Origin of the sequence: Haloarcula ordinaria (genome assembly GCF_029338275.1) — an archaeon.
GTDB lineage: Archaea > Halobacteriota > Halobacteria > Halobacteriales > Haloarculaceae > Haloarcula > Haloarcula ordinaria.
In genome coordinates this window covers 285,081-305,530 of record NZ_CP119789.1, presented here as the reverse complement: position 1 = coordinate 305,530, position 20,450 = coordinate 285,081, and the positions used below count along the sequence as shown (strand labels likewise).

At 62.0% G+C, this 20,450-nt stretch carries 15 protein-coding genes; 6 read left to right on the top strand and 9 right to left on the bottom strand.

All coding sequences use genetic code 11. From position 1 onward, the window contains the following. The first annotated feature begins 191 nt into the window (after positions 1 to 191). From P1L41_RS01580 to P1L41_RS01570, 3 genes are read left to right on the top strand one after another with little or no spacing between them, the layout of a single operon-like run. Positions 192 to 1,376, top strand: a complete 1,185-nt coding sequence (locus P1L41_RS01580) for a poly-gamma-glutamate biosynthesis protein PgsC/CapC (protein WP_276297133.1) — start codon at positions 192 to 194, stop codon at positions 1,374 to 1,376. After that, positions 1,373 to 2,557, top strand: a complete 1,185-nt coding sequence (locus P1L41_RS01575) for a Mur ligase family protein (protein ID WP_276297132.1) — start codon at positions 1,373 to 1,375, stop codon at positions 2,555 to 2,557. Before P1L41_RS01580 ends, P1L41_RS01575 begins: the two co-directional genes overlap by 4 nt. Before the next feature lie 6 nt (positions 2,558 to 2,563). Further along, the gene (locus P1L41_RS01570; protein ID WP_276297131.1) at positions 2,564 to 4,681 is read left to right on the top strand and encodes a CapA family protein; all 2,118 of its coding nucleotides are present in this window, start codon (positions 2,564 to 2,566) and stop codon (positions 4,679 to 4,681) included. A 33-nt stretch (positions 4,682 to 4,714) separates the two neighbouring features. Here the strand turns inward: P1L41_RS01570 and tgtA are convergent, their stop codons facing one another. From tgtA to P1L41_RS01535, 7 genes are all read right to left on the bottom strand, one after another. Continuing rightward, positions 4,715 to 6,187 carry a tRNA guanosine(15) transglycosylase TgtA gene (gene tgtA / locus P1L41_RS01565; protein ID WP_276297130.1) on the bottom strand — a complete coding sequence of 491 codons (1,473 nt, stop codon included), beginning with the start codon at positions 6,185 to 6,187 and terminating at the stop codon, positions 4,715 to 4,717. A 196-nt stretch (positions 6,188 to 6,383) separates the two neighbouring features. After that, on the bottom strand, positions 6,384 to 6,929 hold the full coding sequence (locus P1L41_RS01560) for an NUDIX hydrolase (protein WP_276297129.1): 546 nt from the start codon (positions 6,927 to 6,929) through the stop codon (positions 6,384 to 6,386). A 57-nt stretch (positions 6,930 to 6,986) separates the two neighbouring features. Further along, positions 6,987 to 9,113, bottom strand: coding sequence for a hypothetical protein (locus P1L41_RS01555; RefSeq protein WP_276297128.1), 2,127 nt, complete (start codon positions 9,111 to 9,113; stop codon positions 6,987 to 6,989). Positions 9,114 to 9,242: 129 nt separating this feature from the next. Next, positions 9,243 to 9,698 (bottom strand): VanZ family protein, encoded by a 456-nt coding sequence (locus tag P1L41_RS01550; protein WP_276297127.1) that lies wholly within the window; start codon positions 9,696 to 9,698, stop codon positions 9,243 to 9,245. Between the two features lie 86 nt (positions 9,699 to 9,784). Further along, positions 9,785 to 10,381: a tRNA (pseudouridine(54)-N(1))-methyltransferase TrmY gene (gene trmY / locus P1L41_RS01545; protein WP_276297126.1), complete on the bottom strand. Its 597-nt coding sequence runs from the start codon at positions 10,379 to 10,381 to the stop codon at positions 9,785 to 9,787. Between the two features lie 71 nt (positions 10,382 to 10,452). Beyond that, positions 10,453 to 11,724 carry a glycosyltransferase family 2 protein gene (locus P1L41_RS01540; RefSeq protein WP_276297125.1) on the bottom strand — a complete coding sequence of 424 codons (1,272 nt, stop codon included), beginning with the start codon at positions 11,722 to 11,724 and terminating at the stop codon, positions 10,453 to 10,455. A 578-nt stretch (positions 11,725 to 12,302) separates the two neighbouring features. Next, positions 12,303 to 13,541, bottom strand: coding sequence for a glycosyltransferase family 4 protein (locus tag P1L41_RS01535; protein ID WP_276297124.1), 1,239 nt, complete (start codon positions 13,539 to 13,541; stop codon positions 12,303 to 12,305). Positions 13,542 to 13,814: 273 nt separating this feature from the next. Here P1L41_RS01535 and P1L41_RS01530 point away from each other — a divergent pair, with 273 nt between their 5' ends. After that, positions 13,815 to 15,791, top strand: a complete 1,977-nt coding sequence (locus P1L41_RS01530) for a hypothetical protein (RefSeq protein ID WP_276297123.1) — start codon at positions 13,815 to 13,817, stop codon at positions 15,789 to 15,791. A 161-nt stretch (positions 15,792 to 15,952) separates the two neighbouring features. On the opposite strand, the gene P1L41_RS01525 is transcribed toward P1L41_RS01530, so the two are convergent. Further along, on the bottom strand, positions 15,953 to 16,978 hold the full coding sequence (locus P1L41_RS01525; RefSeq protein ID WP_276297122.1) for a DUF1616 domain-containing protein: 1,026 nt from the start codon (positions 16,976 to 16,978) through the stop codon (positions 15,953 to 15,955). A gap of 333 nt (positions 16,979 to 17,311) precedes the next feature. Here P1L41_RS01525 and P1L41_RS01520 point away from each other — a divergent pair, with 333 nt between their 5' ends. Together P1L41_RS01520 and P1L41_RS01515 are read left to right on the top strand one after the other, a co-directional pair. Beyond that, on the top strand, positions 17,312 to 18,247 hold the full coding sequence (locus P1L41_RS01520) for a glycosyltransferase family 2 protein (RefSeq protein WP_276297121.1): 936 nt from the start codon (positions 17,312 to 17,314) through the stop codon (positions 18,245 to 18,247). A 170-nt stretch (positions 18,248 to 18,417) separates the two neighbouring features. After that, positions 18,418 to 19,350, top strand: coding sequence for an alkaline phosphatase family protein (locus P1L41_RS01515; protein WP_276297120.1), 933 nt, complete (start codon positions 18,418 to 18,420; stop codon positions 19,348 to 19,350). A 15-nt stretch (positions 19,351 to 19,365) separates the two neighbouring features. Here P1L41_RS01515 and P1L41_RS01510 read toward each other — a convergent pair whose 3' ends face one another. After that, positions 19,366 to 20,415 carry a glycosyl hydrolase gene (locus P1L41_RS01510; RefSeq protein ID WP_276297119.1) on the bottom strand — a complete coding sequence of 350 codons (1,050 nt, stop codon included), beginning with the start codon at positions 20,413 to 20,415 and terminating at the stop codon, positions 19,366 to 19,368. Positions 20,416 to 20,450 lie beyond the last annotated feature (35 nt).

Below are 20,450 nucleotides of genomic sequence, written 5' to 3'. Positions count from 1 at the left end.
CGAGGTGAGCCGTGGGTAAATGCGATGCGCCACGTGGTCGCGTCCCGGAGTGATCGGGGACGCCGTGCGTGTCTGGTGAGCAAACAATGTGATAGAAACAGTTAAATTACGATATCTATATTGGTTTTCGAAAGAACGACTCTGTCCGGGCTCCGGGTGCTCGCCGGCGTTCTTTGGGGTGGACCGACGACATGTTGATCGCGACGGCCATACTGCTGCTCGGCTTGCTCGCGGGAATCGGAGCGGCGCAACTGCGAGGGCTCAGACTCGGCGGTGTCATCGTCGTTCCGCTGGTCGCTGTGTACCTGCTGCGGAGTTTCAGCACCTTCCCCGTCTTCGTCTTGAGTACGGTCGCGGCGTACGTCTCGCTTCGCTTCGTGAAGGCGCGACTCCCGCTCTACGGGCGACAACTGTACGTCATCTCGATCGCTGTCGGCGCGCTCGTCCCGATCACGATCTTCGAGTTTCTCGCACTGGACCTGGGGCTCAGGCGGATGATCGCCGAGATCGAGTTCCTCGGGAGCATCCTGCCGGGCATCGCGGCGTACAACTTCCACCGGCTCTCGGTCGAAGACCGGGTGCTCGACGCCGTGGTGAGCCTCGCCGTGTTGCTGTTTCTCGTCGTGGTCGGTATCGGCCTGACGATCGCCGTCGGCCTGACGCCGCTCGCGCAGGCGACGCCGCCGCTGTTGTTGAGTCCCGAATCCGACATCGCTATCGCGTTCGGCCTGACCGTCGACCGGCCACCACTCCCGATTATCGCGTCGAACCGGCTCACTATCGGCGTGCTTGCGGTCGGCATGGTCATGGGCGAACTGGTTCGAGCCCGCTACGGACTCCGACTCGGCGGGGTTATCGCCGTCCCGCTCGTCGTCTTGCTCTCCTTTCGAAACGGCTGGATGCTCCCGCTGTGGCTCGTGACCGGCGTCCTCGTCTACGTGGCCGTCCAGGCGGTCCACCGGTGGACGCTGCTGTACGGCCGGGTCCTGCTCGCGACCAGCGTCATCTTCGGACTCTTGGCGGCGATCTCTTCTGTCGCCGTGATTCCCGCCACTCACGGCGTGCTCCCGTTTTTCATCGGCCTGCTCGCCGGGGTGACGGCGTACAACATGCACGTGAGTTCGCCGGCCGAACGCCCAGCGACGCTCGCGGCCATCCTCGCGCTCCTGGTCGTCATCACGTTCCTCGCTCGCCTCTTTGTCGTCCCTCCACCGGGTGGGATGCTCAGGACGGTACCAGTCGAGTCGCTCGTGGTCGGTGCGGCGCTGCTCGGGCCCGCCTGCTGGGCACTCTACCGGCTCGAACGGATCCAGCCGGCCCCGGCGGCGCTGTCGGGCATCGAACCCGACACGAAGCGGGGTGGCGAACGGCGATGACGACCGACGCCGCCGGTCGGCTGCGTGCGCTTCTGGGCAGACTCGGCAGCGAACTCGCCCACGCGCTCGGTGCCGGACCGGCCCACCGCCGGCACCTGCGGCAGATCGACTACCGGATCGTCGTCGCCGGCGTCCGTGGGAAATCGACGATGACCCGCTGGCTCCACGATGTGTTCACCGCTCGCGGGTACGACACGTTCGCAAAGATCACCGGCGACGTCCCCCAGGTCCTGTACAACGGCACCGTCCAGACGGTTACCCGTGAGGAGACGGTCCGACTCTACGAGAACGAACGCGAACTCGCCCGGTTCGACGACGTCGACGTGGCCATCGTCGAGAACCAGGGCATCAGGCAGTACACGACGCGACTCGTCAACGAGCAGTTCGTCGATCCGGACCTCCTCTTTCTCACCAACGTCCGCGAAGACCACCTCGATACCCTCGGCCGCGACCGGATCCAGATCGCTCGTGCGCTCGCCCGCGCTGTCCCGAGTGGCACGCCGGTCGTCTGTGGCGAGCAAGACGAGGCGCTCCGTCGCTACCTCCGGGCGGAACTCGACCGCCGCGACGCGCCGGTGATGTTCGTCGACATCGCGCCCGAGGACCGCTCGACGCCGGGGGCCGAGTGCGTCTACGGCCTGGACGCCGTCTTCGGGGCGCTCGGTGAACCGCCGCTCTCCGAGACCCGACGCGAGGGGTACCTCGACCGTCTCAGACCGACCTGGCGTCGGCTCCCCGGCGGGCGCGTGTTCAACGCGGCGCCGGTCAACGACGTCCAGAGTACGGAACTCGCCCGCCGGTCACTGGTCGGCGACACGGACACCGTCGTCGAACCGCTGCTGAACCTCAGGCGCGACCGCCGCGGCCGGACGGCGTCGTTCCTCCGCTACCTCGGCGAACTCGCCGATGCGAACGCCATCGAGCGTGCCCACGTGGTCGGTTATGACCGGACGCTGTTCGAGACGAACGCGACGTTCCCCGTCGTCTCTCACGGCACGGACAGCGAACCGGCGGCCGTCCTCGACGCCGCGCTGGAGGCTGGCAATCCCGTGATGCTGATGGGTAACACCGTCACGGAGTTCATGCGCTCGCTCCTCGCGGAAGTGGACGCCCGGGCCGAGCGTGTCGAATCGAGTCCGCCCGACCGGGTCGCTGACGGAAAACCGGTCGAGGGGCGCTGAGTACAGATGCCACCCACCGGACCACTGTCTCGGCGCACGCTGTTACGGAGCCTCGGACTGGGCGCGGCGAGCGGTCTCGCTGGCTGTTCGTCGGTGACTCGCGTCTTCCCCCAACCGGGGACGGGTGAGGGGAGTCAGCAATCGACCGCCGGGCCACTCTCGGGTCGCGTCCGGGACACGGCGGGCGAGGCGGTCACCGGTGCTACCGTCGAGGCGGTCGTCGGCAGCGAGGGGCGCGTGGGCGGGACGACGACGGACGACGCCGGCCGCTTTCGCCTTCGGACCGAGCGCCCGGTCTGGCTCCGCGTCACGGCTCCGGGGTACATCGAGCGGCTCGTGGCCGGGGCACCCGGCACGGCGACCGACGTGACGGTCGTCGGGGCCGCCGGCACTGCCGCGCTCGCCTTCGGCGGCGACGTGATGTTCGCTCGGCGGTTCTACGACCGCCCGACGGACCCGCTGAACCCACACGCTCACATTCGCGAGTCCGACCGGCGGGCCGACCACGACCGGATCCTCGCCGGCATCAAACCCCTGTTGCAGAGCGCCGACGTCACGTCGGTGAACCTCGAGACGCCGCTGACGCAATCGACGGTTCGGCACCCCGACAAACGGTACGAGTACGCCTCCCACCCTGTCGCCGGGCGGGCACTCGCCGACGCCGGCGTCGACTACGTGGCCCTCGGCAACAACCACGCTTTCGACGCACTCCAGGCGGGGCTCGCTGACACCACCAGAACGCTCGATGCAGCGGGGATCGAGCACTCGGGCGCTGGGCAGTCACCGTCTGCGGCGTGGCGGCCCGCGACGACCGACGTCGCCGGCGTCTCCATCGCGATGCTGTCCTGCACGACGCTCGTCGGCGACCGGTTTGCCCTGCACTGGTCGGCCGACCGAAGCGAGCGGGGGTCGGCGACCGACGACGGGACCACGACGACCGTCCCAGCCGGCGTCGGGGTCGCGGAGGCGACGCCCGACCGACTCGCTGACCACGTCGCCGCCGCGGCCGACCGCAACGACGTGGTGGTGGTTCAGATTCACGGTGGGGAGGCGTATCAGTCGACCCCGACGCCGACGATGCGTCGACTCACCGAGACAGCGGCTGCCGCGGGTGCCGACCTCGTCGTCAACCACCATCCACACGTCACCGGCGGGCTCGAAACGCTCGACGGAGCCGTCGTCGCGTGGTCGCTCGGCAACCTCGTGTTCGACCAGACGCTCTGGCAGACGCTGCCGTCGGCGCTCCTGACGGCTTACGTGACGGCCGACGGCGTCGAACGGGTCGTCGTCGACCCACTCTTGCTCGAGGGATTCGTGCCCCGGGGCGTCGTGGGGAAACCGAACCGAGCCCTCTCCTGGCGGACCGCGGGTCGCTCAGACGGAACCGTCTCGGTCACGCCGACCGGGCTCGCGGGCGGCACAGGCGTGGAACCGGCGACCACGACGGCGCTCGACTTCTCCGGGGACCGGACCTACGCCCGGAAGACGGGCCCGATTCGCGCCGTCGAACGTGGAGCCGTCCGCCTCGGCCGCGACCTGCTCCCGACCGGGACCTTCGAGAGCGTCGACGTCGACGGCTCCGGGTACGACGGCACGCTGTGGCGCTTCAGCCGCACTCCGCCTGCGACCGGCGCGTCGTTCGGATACGAGGGCAGCGGCGGGATCCGCCTGCAGCGCATCGCCGGCAACTCACAGAACGTCGTCCTCTCGAACGCCCACCGGATTCCGGTCGACGGCGACCTGACGCTCACGGCCCGCTACCGCACCGCGGTCGCGTCCGGCCTGACTGTCGAACTCGCCTGGTACGCCGACACCGACGGGTCGTCGATCCACCGCGACTCGTTCTCGCTCCCGCCGACTGGCGAGACGTGGGGCGTCCTCAGCCACGATTTCACCGTTCCCGACGACGCGACGCACCTCAACTGCCTCGTGATCCTCGCACCACCGAACGCCGGGACGAGAACGGCGTTCGTCGACGACGTGCGACTGGTGTCGTGGGCCGACAGGTCGGTCGACGGGGGTCGGGAGTTCGACCACGCCAGGGTCGAATCGGACGCGACGGTTCGCGTCGCAGTCCCCACCAGCGCCGACGGGGCAGCGTGGCGACACCTCGACGGAGTGTGAGCCCGGGGGGTCACGGATCCGTTCGTAGCCCGCTCAGTCCCGCTCGTGGAGGTCGCGAACTCGCACCTGGTCGGGCACTCGCGTGAGCGCCGTCTCCGGCCAGTCGTCGTGGACCAGCGTGAACGAGACCTTGGGATGACAGTCGACCAGTCGCGCCACGCCGTCGGCCGCTGCTTCACAAGCTGCCCGGTCGGTTCGCTCGGGCGTCTCGGCGTTCAGCGGATAGGTCTCCGAGAGTTCGCGCGGGTACGGACCGAAGGGCGGCAGGACGCCCCACGTCTCGTCGTAGCGGTCGTTCGACCCGCCCTCGGTCAGCAGCACTTCGTCACCTTCGAGGTCGAACCGGTCGAGACGCTCGTGGTGGCGCAGCACTTCGGGTCGACGCGCGCTCTCGTGTGAGGTGTAGAACATCGCGTGCTTCGAGGCGGGGTCCGACCGTTCGAGTTGCTCGGCGTGGTCCAGCAGGGTGCGGTAGCCGTCGACCATCGACGGGTGACCGCGAGCCCGCGAGTCGACCAGCTCCATGAGGTTCCCGCTGCGGATGGCCTGCCTGACGGTCCGAATCTCGCCGTAGGTGACGTGGAGGTTGTGTCGGGCGAGCAGGTCCTCGCGTGCGTCTTCGTCCAGCGAGTCGAGTTCGTCGGGTGTGTACTCCGTACAGACCGGGCAGTGACACGGGAAGTAGTCCAGGTCGTCGAGTTGCTGGGTTCCCCGCACCGTCAGGTACCGGTCGTCGCGAGCGTAGAGTGCGTACGCCGCCGAATCGAAGAGGTCACAGCCCAGCGCGGCGGCCATCGCGAACATCATCGGGTGGCCCGCGCCGAAGAGGTGGACCGGCCCCACCTCACCCAGACCACGCTTGCACGCCGCCACCACGTCCGCGAGGTCGGCGTAGCGGTACTCGTTCATCAGCGGGACGACGGCACCGAGGGGGAAGACGTCGAGGCCGGTCTCGACGGCGTGATGGCCCGCCTGCTCCCGGAGGTCCGGGTACGTCGAGCCCTGGACCGGGGCGCTGACGAGCATCTCGCCGGTGTCGACGCTCGCGGCGCGCTCCAGTCGGTCCTGGGTCGTCGCCAGCTCGTCTTCGGCCTGCTCGCGGTCGACATCCGGCGGTGTGGGGATGTCGACCGGCGTCCCGATGTCGCTCCCGATGTCGTGCTGGAACTCGAGAATCTCCTCGGTCGTCACCGATATCTCGCCGTACTCGGCCAGCTGGAACGAGCCCGAATCGGTCATGATGGCCCCCGAGAAGTCCAGCAGGTCGTGCAGGCCCTGTTCGAGCGCCGGCTCGCGGAGTTCGTCGGACTTGTGCAGGATGTAGCTGTTCGTGATGAGAATCTCGGCCCCGAACTCGGATTCCAGCGCCGCCGGGTCGATGGTCTGGACGTGCGGGTTCACGACCGGGAGGATGGTCGGCGTCTCGACGGTGACGCCGGCGCGTGGGACCTCGACTTTTCCCAGGCGGCCCGCGGCGTCGTACTGGCGGACCTCGAAGTTCGTCATTGTCCGTCGTCGGGCGGGGGCGCGCCTAAGGGTTGTGTTCCCGGGCTACCCGTAGCGAATCTCGTCGATGTCGTCTTCGTCCGATTCGACACCAGAGTTGCATCGGCCGCTGCGCATTCTAGTTTTCTCTGCCTCAGTCAGCGGGACTTCTCTTGGTTTTAGATATTTCGCGCATAGATAAAATGATTGACATCAATCACTGCTCGAACAGCGCGTAGTAGAGAATCCCGATCGCGGAGCGGCCGTCCCGCAGTTCACCCTCTCGAACCCTCTCCACGAGCGACTCGAACTCGGTCGTCTCCACGTGGATGGACTCGTTGAAATCCAGGTTCTGCTCGGCGGTCGGCTCACAGTCCTGGGCGACGAAGTAGTGGAACACCGAATCGGAGTAGCCGTTCGCGGGTTCGGCACTGTAGAGGTACTCGACTGATCCCGCCTCGTAGCCGGTCTCCTCGGCGAGTTCGCGGCCGACGGCCGTCTCGGGGTCGTCGTCGTGGTCCTCCATGCTTCCAGCGGGGAGGCCGTAGTTCACCCGTTTGACCGCCTGTCGCCACTCTTCGATGACGACCACCGCTCCCTCGGACGTGAACGGCAGGATGACCACGCTCTCGCCCTCGTGGAAGTAATCGAAGTCCGTCTCGGTACCGTCGGGCAGGCGCACGTCCTCGTGAACCACGTCGAAGCCCGGACAGGTGTAGGCGGTGTCGGCGGCGAGCGTCTCCCACGCGAGGTCGTCGGTCATGCCCGTGGCTGGGGGCGTCGAAGACTTACCGGTGATGGTCTCCAATCACATCTCTATTCAGAGTTTGTTCGCGTTCCTCGCTTGCTCAGAACGGCGCTGGGCTTGTTCGAGCCGACGCTCCGTCGCGTTCGCGAGTCCGCCGGGGAGGTCGGACTGGGCCTCGGCGAGTCGTCCAGCGACGCGTCCGAGCCGGTCGATGACCGTCTGCAGGCTCTCGTCGGCCCGGCCGCGCTCGCCGTTCTCGGCCCGTTCGGCTGCTCGCCGCGCTGCCTCGGCCACGGCACCGAGCGCCTGGGCGAGCCCCTGGACGGCGTTCGACTGCCCACCGCCGTCGGTCTGTCGCTGCTGCGACCCGGACGCTCCACTCTCGTCGCTATCGTCACTCTCGTCGTCGCCGTCGGCCACCGCGGCGACTTCGGCACGCGTCTCGTCGCTGATGTCGGCCAGGAACGTCGCCAGCGACGCCTTGCCGGTGTTCGGCCGGTCGATACGAACGCCCTCGCCGCCCTCGGGGTCGGGGTTCACCCGGAACGCGCCCACCTCGTCGTCGCTGTCGCGAACTTCTGTGGTGTAGGCACCGCCGCGATGGACGTAGACGGCGTCCGGCCCCGACAGCGGGGCGTCGTACAGTCGCCCCGCGAAGTCGTCTTCGACGGCGAGGTCGGTCAGGTCGCTGTCGGCTCCGTCGCTGTCGACCTCCAGCTTCGTCGCCGACTCGCGGGCGACCAGCGGGATCTCGCCGTCGACACCTGCTGTCGTGACCGAGTTCTCTCCCTCGTTCTCGCTGACCGACACCGCCTCGCTATGTGGCGCCTGTCCCGCACCGTTGACGGTGAGTCGGTGCTCACCTGCCGGGACGTCCTGAAGCGCCGCCACGCCGCCGAACGTCGGCGCGGCTTCCGGGTCGCTTTCGAGTACTACGAGCGCTTCGACGGGCGAGGATTCGGTCGTCAGCCCTTCGCCGTCGGGTGCCGCGTCGGTGGTGACTGCCGCGGTGACCTGCGCGACGACGCTGTTGACCGACGACGGCGCACCGATGGCCTCGTAGCGGTCGGCCAGCGCCCGTCGGTGGTTCGGCTCCGAGATATCGGCCGCCGGGTTCGCGTACCGGGGCTGGCCCCAGGGTGCCCCTGTTGTCGTGATGTGCCCGGCGATGGCGTCCTCGGCGAACTGCGGGACCGCGAACTCGAAACTCAACTGCGGGCCGGTGAAGTCCGTGATGTGCTCGATTTCACTCGTCGGCGCCAGCGCATATTCGACGTCGGCGTCGCCCTCACGCTCCTCGTGGTCGAAGACGAGCCCCGTCGACCGTCCCGGCAGGTCCGACGGTGGCGACGAGAGCGCGTCGAAGGACCGGATCGCCAGGCGCTGGTCGACGAGGTCGGACTCTTCGACCGAGGGCAAGCGGTCGTCCTCGTAGATGGGTGCGCCGTCGAGTTCCGGGACCACGTAGGGCAAGCGCCGGCCCTCGTCGCGCGGGAGGCCGTAGGCCAGCGGTATCGAGGCGATGTCCTCGATGGTCTCGATGGGGCTGTTCGTGATGTCGGCAAAGGAGTTGCCCGTCGGTAACCGCTGGAAGCGGTCCGGGATGTCGTTCAGCGAGAGCGCACTGGAGTGCGAGCCCAGTTCAGAGAGGATGCGCGGGACGCTGTCCGGCTCGGGGTCCAGAAATTCGTTGTTCGGGACCTTCCGGGAGTGCGAACTGGCGACGTAGAGCTGTGGCTCGCCGGAGTCGGTGTCGACGAAGACGTGCAGCACCTCCCAGTCGTGCCAGTGGAAGTTCGTCGTGAACTGGTCGAACGCGGAGTACATCCAGAACTGGACCGCCGCCAGCGGCGACTCCTCGTACTGGACGACGTTATAGAATACGGTCGGGTTCGGGGGCTGGTCGCCCGTGAATCGCTCGTGGTAGCCGTCGAAGGCGTCGAACCCGGTGACGATGGTCTCGCCGTCCTGTTCGCTGGTGTACGGTCGCGGGTCCGTCGGGAACCACGGCTCGTACTCGTCGAAGTAGACGACCGGCGCGAACTGCGCTGCGAGGTCGTGGGCACGGTCGTCCTCTACTTCCGTCGCTTCGCTGTCGCTCTCGCCCTGGAGTGCGCCACAGCCCGCGACCGCTCCGGCACCGGCGCTGGCGAGTGCGCCGAGGACTGTCCGGCGGTCTAGCCGGTCGTGCTCAGTCATCCGAATACTGTCGAGCGGGAGGCGGTGTGCTGGTTCCGAGCCGTACCGTTCGAGTGCTGTCGCAGGGACCCATCATACAGCCTCCAACGACTGACGCGGCAAAATTCTTCTGGCACGACTCCTCGACGGTTACTCCTGCTGGGTGTCCGTCGTCACCCTGAACTCTGAAATCCAGGTCCGCACCTCGGCGAACTCCACGTGTCGTCGGACGAGATACCACGGCGTGACGAGGAGTGTTCCCAGGAAATTGGCGTACGCGTCCAGCAGGGAGAAGTACCGGTTCGGAATCAGCGACTGGCCGAACTCGATACCGACACCGTAGACGAATGCGAGACCGACGACGAGTGAGACACTCCCGAGAACCGACACCTGCCTGTCCACGGTGGCATACAGTATCGCTCCCGCCAGCACACCGTACGCGAGGAAGTGACGCCACTTGTCTAGCGGAATGAGTTCGAACCTGAGTGTATCTATCGGCGAACTCGGTGGTGCGACGAGAATCGACGTGTAGAAGATGAACCCTGCGATACCGACGACGAAACTCCAGCGAAGCCAGCGCGGCAGCAGCGGCACTCGAATCTTCATTGCTCAGTGGTTGCTCGCCAGTTGGCAGAACTGGTATGTATAGCCTGTGACTCTGCGAGAGGAGGCTGTCTGTTCGAAGATGTGTTTCAGTACTGTGTGAACCCCTCGGTATCGAGGTAGTTGTGCGCGACCGTAATCGCGTGGTCGGCGTGGAGCGCCTTTGGACCGAGTGAGACACGTTCTTCGGCGTAATCCGCGAGCAGGTCGGCTTCGTTCGGCTCGAAGTCGTGGTGGTCCGAGAGGACGAACACCGGGTTCGACGGTGGGTCGGCGTCGACGACAGGGTCGCCGTCCTCGTGGAGTTGGACGACTGTCCCACGGGCGGCGACGTCTTCGACGGTCCCCTCGAACCCACGGCGCGTGAGCGAAACCCCGGGGGACGTCTCGACGGGGATGTGTCCGATGGCTTCCTCACGCTCTTCGAGGGCATTTCGGACGAGCGCGGCGGTCGAGCGCTCGTCTGGGTTGAGTCGCCGGAGGTCGCTCCCGTCGAAGGTGACCGTGTATTCGTCGGCGAGCACGAGGTGGGCGCGGACGTCCGTGCGGATGTCGTGGCTGAGGAAGAAGGCGCTGTTGACGCAGCGACAGAGGACGTCGAGCCGACCGGCTGCTCCGGCGAGGTCGTCGAGCGAGAAGTCCGGTGTCGTGGGTGCGTCGTGACCGACGACGACGAACTGGCGCATGGTCCTCGGTTTGCTCGGGTCGACTTATGTGCATCGACAGCGGTGTCGGGCGTATCGTCCCCGCCCTCGTCTCAGTCCTGCGTGCCCTGGGAGACCATGAGTTGATCCGATTCCTGTGTGGTGGTCTCGTACGTCGTGTTGCGGTCGTTGACCAGCATCGCCAGGAAAAATGAAAAGAATATCGTCTGCATCCCGACGAGCAACACGGTGAACGCGAGCAAGAGCCACATCAGCGGCGGTTCGGCCGTGTATCCACTCGAGACCCAGTCGACGGCCATGACCGTTGTGGCGACGCCACCGACAGTGAAGATTCCCAGTCCCAGCAGCGTCCCCTGTTCCAGGCTCATCGTCTCTCGCACCCAGTTCGTGACCGGGTCCGAGGGCTCCTGAATCGGATTCGACGCGACCGAACTGAACACTGCGAGACTACCGATCTGATACCCCATCACAGTGAGAAGGCTTCCGGCGACTAACGTGTAGGTGCCGAAATTTACGGTAGCGAACTCGATACGAAGTAACGACGCGAGCATGACGAGGACACCGACGCCGGTCGCGAGGATACTCGGGACGGTAAAGAGGTATCGCGGCGCGTTCAACAGCATGAACTTGACGTGTCGCCAGCCATCACTGAAACTATCCAGTGTCTCTTCGCCCTTCCGGCTGTGGTAGACTATGGGTACCTCCCGAATCCTGAGGTCGTTCTCCGCCGCGGACATAATCATCTCGCTGGCGAACTCCATCCCGTCTGAGCGGAGTTCGAGGTCGTCGAGGAGCTCGCGCCTGAAGATGCGAAAGCCGCTGTGTGCGTCGGTCACACCGGCGTCGTAGAAGGTGTTGAGGAATTTCGTGAGCAGTGGATTACCGACGTACTTGTGCAGCGGCGGCATCGAGTCCGACTCGATTCGTCCCTCGAACCGGCTGCCAAGGACGATATCCGCCTCGTCTCGCTCTAGCGGCGCGAGTAGTCTCGGGATGGACTCGAAGTCGTAGGTCGTGTCTGCGTCGCCCATGACGATGTACTCCCCGCGAGCGAACTGGAACCCGTACCGGTAGGCGTAGCCGTAGCCCTCCTTGTCGGGCTTGACGACGATGCCGCCGTTCTCGCGAGCTATCTCGGGCGTTCGGTCGGTCGAGCTGTCGCTGACGATGACCTCGCCGGGGACGTCCAGCTCTTCGAGCGCGGTCTCGATGCGCTCCATGCACTCGCCGATACCCGCTTCCTCGTTTAGCGTCGGGAGGACGACACTGACGACTGGTTGTTCTTCGCTGTCGTATGGGAGTAGTAATCGCTCGGCCCCCGGTGAAGTAGTAGTTCGTCTCGTGTGGTCCTTCTCAATGGCCATCTATGTGCTCCTCGCGATTCGAAACGATGGACTGAGATTCGAGACCGTGACACTATCTCGCAGTTCGCTTCCGCTCCTCAGGGTAACAGTAACTGGTGGTCCAGCCTCCGATTCGTCGCGTTCGGCGACCGAGGAGAGCGTGGGATAGCAGGTCATGATGTCTCCACGTTGTCACACGTAAACTGACCTTATAGTAAATCAGAGAATATCGGATCCAGACAGCCGACAGGTGTTGTTTCTGCCCCGAACTACACTGTCCGTCGACACCATCGCCAGTAATGCTTGGTATATCGAACTACCCTGTCCAGATACAGTCTCATTCGGAGTCTGCACGCTCCCGTTGGCCGCTCATTCCTATTGGGACGACTCTGTGGAGAATTCGACGTGGAGAGGTGACATCCGATACGAACCGGGATCGCTTCCCATCGAAGCCTTACCTGACTCATCGATGGACTATCTACGTAGTTGAGCAGTTGCGCGGTTTATTCAGCGACCCTTGGTTAATTATGCAGACGTTTTTTACTAATTAAGAACTTGCAAATCCAATGCCCGCTTACTTACAGTCGACAGACCACCAGTTAGGCTTGCTGCTTATGCAACCGGGCAAGGGATTCAGTTACTCGTTCGGCGTCGCGAGACCAGTTGTATCGGTTTTCGACGGCTTTCCGGCCGTTCATACCGACTGATTCGAGGTCTTCCGTCGTCAGCCGGCGTATCTGAACGGCGGCCTCTTCGGGGGTGACGTCGCTCGGTAGGATCCAGCCGCAGTTCTCCGCCTCGACGATCCGTCTAATTGGCGTCACATCCCGCGTCAACACCGGCAGTCCGGCGACCATGCAGTCGAAGAGCTTGTTCGGGACGGTCTGCTCCGTCAGTGGCGTTATTCGGTGGGGAATGGCGCCGAGGTCCCCGGATGCGAGGAACTCTGGAACGCGCTCTGCGTCTATCCAACCAGTAAACGTCACCTGGTCTTCGATACCGAGTGACCGACACCGGCGCTCCAGCTGCGCTCTGTGTGGGCCGTCACCCGCTATCGCGAAGTGGACTGGTTGGTCGCTGTCGTCGTGCTGTAGGTGCGCGATAGCCTCCACTATCAGGTCGAGTCCACGAAACTCGTTGAGGACGCCGACGTAGACGAGCGTGAATCCTGGCCAGTCGAACTCGTTCGACGGTACGGTCATTGTTTCCTCGAGTCCGTCGTCTGGCGATAGTTCCGGCGTGTTGCTGACGAGGACGAGCTTCGATGCCGGGACGCCCTCCTCGACTAACTGAGTTCGTCGTTCCTCGACGACGACCCATACGAGGTCGGCCAGTCGAATCGTCGATCGTTCGAGTGCCGCTATCAGCCGTTCGTTCTGGACGAGACGGTCGACTAGCGTCTCGGCCGGGAGACTCTTCGCGAGGCCGACGTAGTTCTCTCGGAGGTCAAGAACGACCGGGAGACCCAGTAATTTCGCCGCGATGCCCGCCGAAATCCCCGTTCGTAGATCACAGACAACCACGACATCGACGTCGTGGCGCGAGAAGACGAGCACCGACCAGAGTATCCACGCCGGGTTGAGCGGAATCGCTGCCGTCACGACGTTGAACAGGGGTGTCGACGAGAGCACGGAGAATCGTCGGACGAGTGCGTACGGGAGGCGCTCCGTCTTCGGACGCGTCTCTTCGTCGATGTCACCGCGGGCGGGATCGCTGCCTGTGTTTCGGGCGAAGACGACCACCTCTGATCCCTTATCGTCTAAGGTGCGCGCGATTCGCTTTGCGCGGACCTGCCTGTCAACCGGGAAGTTGTCTTGGACGACAATGCCGACGGTCACCCCTTCGAGCGTTCCTGTGTCTATTGTCTGCCGTGTTGAATGAGTTGTCTTGGACATTGATACTATCGAGTAACTAGCTACTGACACGGATTAGAGGAAATCGTATAATTATGCCGTGAAAAACCCTAGTTCATCGGTTCCTACTCCCTTCTGATAATTTCCTTCGAACGCCTATCGTCCCGGGGAAGAACGCGGGAGGGATGCCCGAGAAGAGTCGCCCTTTCTCGTTAATTGACGCATTATTATATCTTAGACCCTGATTCGTACAGTCGGATGGACTACGTGAAGCGATCGACACCCCAGCGATTGTTCATCGGAATTTCGCTGCTGACTGCGCTGCTGGCTTCTCTGCTGGCGTTCGAAGTATTAGGACCGGTGGTAGGGATTAAAAGTGGGTACGTCTTTTTCGGCATCGCCCTCGCGGCCGGAATATACTACGGAACCGATACGTTGAGCCCTCGTTCGCTCTTTTCCGGGGTCCAACAGCGAAGCCCCAGACTCTGGCCCAAGCTCGTTCTAACAGTCATCGCCCTTTCTATCGCTGTCGTCGCAGGTGCCCGACAAACGGCGCTGCTCGCGCCGTCAACCGCACGAGCAGGCGTCTTGCTACTGGCTCTGCCCATCGGATACGCACTGCTCGTCGTGGAAATCCACCAGCAGGTGTCGCCGAAGTGGTTGCTCGTTCAGGTTCTCGGACTTTTCGCGCTCTCACCGGTGACAAAATACCTTGCGACGGACTTCTACTTCGGGAAGGGCGATTCCCCCAAGCACGTTTATTACGTCGATTTAATCACCTCGAACGGCACGTGGCTGGCGATTCCCGAGGAATCGTTTTACCACTATTTCCCCGGCCTCCAGACGCTACTCGGGTCGGCGAGCATGCTCACTGGACTCTCAGCGTACGATTCGTTCATTCTCATCGGTATACTTACCTACGTTTTCACGCTCTGTACCGTCTATCTCATCGCTCGCTGGATATCTGGAGATACTACTATCGCGATTTTTGTCGCACTCGCAGCCTCCATACTCGCTCCGATTCACGTCCACAGCACATACTTCTTCCCTCAAGCGTTCGCGTTCGCGTCGGTGTTAATTCTCCTCTTTATCACGATTCGCTCGTCCGTCGTTGGTAACGAATACGGACTGCACGCACTGCTCGCCGCGCCGATCGTGGTGTCGATCTGGTTCACGCACCATCTCACGGTCGTTCTGTTCGTCCCGATAATCCTTGTCTTGGTGACCGTTCCGGTTCTCGCTACCCGCCTCTTCGGTGTCGAAGAAGCCGTCCGACCGCATGTGATACCACTCTTCGTCTGGGTGGTTGGAAGCTTCTTCTACTGGGTACTCGAAGGCCTATTCATCGAGCCGCTTATCTGGTCGATTCGGTCAGTAGTGAGCGGCGCCGGGGTGGTCAGCCAATCGGCTTCAGGCACGTCGATACAGGCTGTCGGACTGGCGATTCCGGAACCATCGGTAAGCGAGGCGATACTGAGCCTCTTTAGCTCGGGGGGTATCTACAACATCGGACTCGTGTGCGTTCTCGCTCTTGGTGTCGTGATGCTACTCTCGAAACCTGCTGAATACAAGCGACCGATGGCGTTTATACTGGTTGGGCTTCTGGGCTCAGTGGTACTGCTTCGAACGCCTATCGCGGCGGTCGGTATCAAACGCTTCCAGCTACCGCTGAGCGTCTTCGTCGCCTTCGTCGTCGGTATCGGGCTTACCAGGCTATTCTCGGTCACCAGTACCTCGACCCGCAAATTCGTTCCGGCAGTCCTCGTGTTCGTACTACTCGCGACGGCATCCCCTGTCGTCGCGGCTGACGACCTCTACGGACTTCACGCCGGCCCTGACCTCTGGGAGTCGCGGACCCTGCCCGAGCAGCAAAAGGAGTTCACCGACGTGGAGATGAGAAGCCTTGAACAGTCCGCCAGATTCATCGAACAAAGGGACGTGACGGTCGGAACTGACTGGCACTCGGATATCGGCCTCGGTCGATACGGCGTTGAGGCGACGGGGTTCACAAGCGAAGACGATCACATCGAAACGAGTGGTGACCTTCTCCTGTACCGACAACGGTGGCCCGATCACAGCCTCAGACTGATCCCGGAAAAATTCTCGCTCGTTACCTTCCTCGTCTCAGAGGACTGGATGCGGGACTTCGTCCAGACCGAGAATAAGGTATACACGACTGGGGAGGTTGGCATGGTCGCAGACAGGGAGGATGGAGAGGCGCTTCAAACTCGATGACACAACATTCGATATGCAACGTCGAAGCACGAGCTGTCCAGTGAGCGCTCTAGTGAAGAGGTGCTTTGATATGGCAGTCCTCCTTCAATAATCGACTGTCGCGTGGTCCGTCTCTTTCCCCACAAGTGTTGGCCTTGAACTATAACTCCAGTGAGTCTCCGTCAGCGATCGCTCTCGATTTCGACCCAGAGGTGGAGATTCCGGTATGAGTTCTCGGCAGTTGGTCTCTCCGGTGGCTCGTCGGCGTAGAGCAGGTAGACCACACGGTAGTTTTCGCCGGTGACCTTTGGAGTGACCGAGTGCTCGATCTGCCGGGTCTCGTTATCTTCGACCGTCGTCTCGAAACGGTGTAGTTCGGTCCTCGCAGTCACTTCGGCGCTTCCGTCACCTGTCTGCAGGCGTTGGAGGAGGACGACGGTCGTGTACTCCCGCTGTTCGCCCTCCTGATTGTTTATCGCTACGGCAAACGAGTGCCGTTCTCCGCGCGTGAGAGCGGAGGGGTACTCCGAAGCGACGAACTCGCCGTCTTCGTTCTCGGAGAGGAGATAGAACTCCGTAATCCCCGCCTCCTCCTGTTGGCCGAGTCCCACGCCGACGGTTATCACAGCGAGTAATACTGCTGAGACGAGTGCGACATTTACGACCGCTTCAACAGTGCTCCGGTGTTCGAACACCCCGGAATGAACTGCTTCGATTACTGGACCGAACGAGAGACGAAACCGCTCGTCCGACGGGACCCTCAGTCGCTGCCACATCACCACGAGGCTCCCGAGGAACGTGAACGCGGCGAGAACCACGAACAGCGTGACGCGGTTGAGTCTACCCGGTGTCAAACCGAGTACTAATCCGACGAGGATGACGAGCGAGACACTGGCCCCGAACGAGAGGACGAACCGTTCTAACCGACCGAGACTGGACTTTCGGCTCCCGATTAGGTAGCTGTCTATCTTCTCCTGGTCGCCCTTCGTCAACCGTTCCCGAGGGAACAGTGCCGAGACGACGACGTAGCCCGGTACAAAGAGGACAAAAACGAGTGTCAGTGCAGGTCTGAGCAGTGTTGAATTCAACGGTGGCACAAAAATGACCACCCCGGTTGTCACAACGAAGAGTGCGAGGACGACGAGGTCAGAAGGCGGCCGAAGCGGCCCTACTCGTGTCCATTTGCCATCCACTGCCATCAGAGCCATGATTGCATGGCCTCTCATAATAACAGTCAGTGATTAACCTCGCACTGTCGAGTGCCGGGGGAGCTGGCGGTCGGTTTCTCGGGGGTTTCACAGTGGCGTCTCGGCGGCCGAGTATATCCACCAAGAGGACCGTACTGTCGTCTGCTCAACCGTCCGTCATGCGTGAGTAAGTACATTCTACCTGGCAGCTGTGTCACCGTTCGGAGCCGCTTTCGGATACCGTCCCGACTTCGTCACAAGCGTCCGGCCGTTCACTTCGACGACCTCGACTCCGCTCAGATAATTAATATCCTACTTATACTTCTCCAAATTCTACTATATGATTACACTCACATGAGCGGCCACGGCGATGCACACGAGCTCTCTGATACCGAGCGAACCGACTGGCCAGCAGTTGATATTATCATCCTCAACTGGGAAAGCTACGACGACACCGCCGAGTGCCTCGCTTCCCTCGAGTCGATTGATTATCCGAATGCCAACGTGATCGTGGTCGACAACGGCTCGACCGATGGGTCCGGGGATCGACTCGCGAACGAATTCCCGTGGTGTGAGTTCATTTTCAACGATCGGAACCTCGGATTTGCGGCCGGAAACAACGTCGGCATCGAACGTGCACTCGAACGGGATACAGATTATGTGCTGCTGTTGAACAACGATACGGTCGTCACGGAGGACTTCCTTACTCCGCTCGTCAAGACGGCGGAGCGCAACGAACGGGTCGCCGCAGTCGGCGGCGTAAACTTGTACGCGACCTCCGGAGAAGTCCACAATGCAGGCGTCCGGTTCCCATTGGCACTTGGCGGGCGGACGATTCTCCGAGAGGTACCGAAGCGAGAGCATGTGTATGAAACTGATTATATTCCGAGCTGTCTGCTCCTCCTCTCACCGACATTTATCCGGGAACACGACGTCCTCAATGAAGACTACTTCATCGGGATGGAAGATATCGACCTCGCATGGCAAGCTCGGGAGCATGGGTGGAAAGTGCTCATCAACCCGGATTCTGTTATCTACCACAAGACCGGGATGACCTCCACGAACTCGCCGTTTCTGACGTACCACACGTACCGAAATCGGCTACGCTTCGCATCGAGCCGGCTCTCTTTTGCGGAACGATTGGTTTTCGTCTTCTCTCTTCTCGTTCAGACGGTTGGGTCACTGTTCCTCTGGGTGGCAAAGTCCGAGCGAGACATGATTCGCGCAACCGGAGCGGCAGTATTGGACCACGTGTACGACCGTGATTTTCGGTCGCACAGTCAACTCTGAGTTCGCCGAGAGGTGACCAGTTCAGCTCGAACCTTGTCTGTGGCCAACATGGTAGAAACCTCCTACCGAGCGGGTTAAGCTGCTCTCCCGGCAGGTGCCGCGATTTGGCTGTGACTAACCGGAAGTTCGTCCCGCATATATATGTCGGTGTAGGATGATTTATATCTGAGATGACAGATATTGACCGGGTGATACAAGGACTTGACAGAGCCAGAAAATATTATTCAAACGAAGATTACGTCACAGCGACGAAACGGGTTACGTACGACGGATACGCCGAATTTATTCGACTCCTCTTCGAGCACTTTCAGGATGATTACGGCGTCCCCATCTACGAACGTGAGTGGGAAGTGCTGGTCATTCTCGATGCATGTCGCACGGATCTGATGGACGAAGTCGCAGACGAGTATTCGTTTCTCGAGAAATATCGGACTCACAACTCTATCGGAAGTAACTCCGCAGAGTGGCTTGAGAAGAACTTCGTCGACGAGTACGCCGACGAAATGCGAAAAACGGCCGTCGTCACTGGGAATCCGCACACCGACATCTATCTAGACGAGAACGACTTCGCCGTACTCGACGAGGTCTGGCGCTACGCGTGGGAAGACGACGACGAACTATTCCGGCCGCAGTATCTCACCGACAGAGCGATTTCCGTCAAACGCGAGCACGACCCCGAGCGGATGATTGTCCACTACATGCAACCGCACCATCCGTTTATTCCGCACTTCGACGGCTTCGAAACCGAACTCCATGGTAAATGGTTGAACCAGTGGCGGGATATCCGAGTCGGTCACGTCTCCAAGGCGGAGAAGTGGAAGCAGTACCGGGATAACCTTCACTACGTCTTAGAATATGTCGAAATTTTACTCGACAGCATCGACGCCGATCCCGTGGTCATCAGTTCAGACCACGGCGAGGCGATCGGTGAGTGGGGAATCTACGGCCACTACGGGATTCCGCTTCGCGTACTTCGGGAGGTGCCGTGGATCGAAACCGTCGCCGAAGACACCGGCGAGTACACGCCCGAGTTCGAGCGGACGGGAGTCGACGACCCCAAACGCGACATCGACGACCAACTAGAAAAGCTCGGCTATCTCTAAACGGTAGGATCCATCCTAGCTGAACAACTGCCTAAACGCCTCGGAGGCGTCGTTCATATACGTGTACTCTTTTGTTTCGTACAACTCTTCCGGGCCGAGGTAGTGTGGTCCCGCGACCCAACCCCAGATGTTGTGCCAAGCCACGACGTCACTGTTTTCGCTCATCCAATCTGCGAACCATTCGAAAAATCTTGGATTGTCACCACCGCCTGCATTCTGCATTGTCCTCGACGAGACACCGTACTCTGGAAACACGAGTGGCTTTCCGTGGTTCCTGGCAAAGCTAGCCCAGTAGTTCAGTCCGTAGTACGTTTGCCGTCCTTCCAATATGTCTTGCCACGTTTGTCGTCTGCGCTCTGCGACGCAGTTCGAGTCACACTGCTCGGGATATGGGTAGTAGTCGCCCTTATCATACATCGTGAGCCCGATTTCAGTGACCCATTCGTCACCTGGATAGGCGTCCGTCGGCGCCATTTGTTTCCTCCAGATGTTCGGGGCCCAGATGAACGAGAACTCCGCACCGTCGACGCCTCGCATGGCGCTTACGACGTTTCTCCACGCGGCGGTGTAAATCTCTGGCCGTCCGACTGCCCCGTCGGCGGCCCACCGTCCGTTGAATTCCCAGCCAAATCGTATGTGTGCGTCTCCGATACCATGATCGACCATCTCTGATGCCAACTGACGGTATTTCGCTCTGTGCTGTCCGGTCGCTACTGCGGTCATCTCTGTCTGACTCGGGGGGAACATCTCGAAGGATAGAACGATCTCTCGGCCGTCCTGTAACCTTTCGATGGGCACCTCCAGCGGCCAGTTGTCGATTCTGTAATCCGCCCATGTGTCGTGGAACAGCGCAAACGAATAGTAGTCCACCTTCCGACCGAACCACTTTTCCCACTCGACAAGACTCTCGTCGCTCCCGAGAAATACGCCGACGTTCCGAACGGGTTCTGTCACCTGTTGCTCTGTCTCTGTCGTCTGCTGCCCTGTTTCTGTCTCCTGCTCTCTTCCTTCTGGGGAGTCGTCCGTGTTACATCCTGTAAGCGTTCCGAGCAGGAGCGAGCCCATTGCCGTCCCTCCGCGTCTGAGTGCAGTCCGCCGAG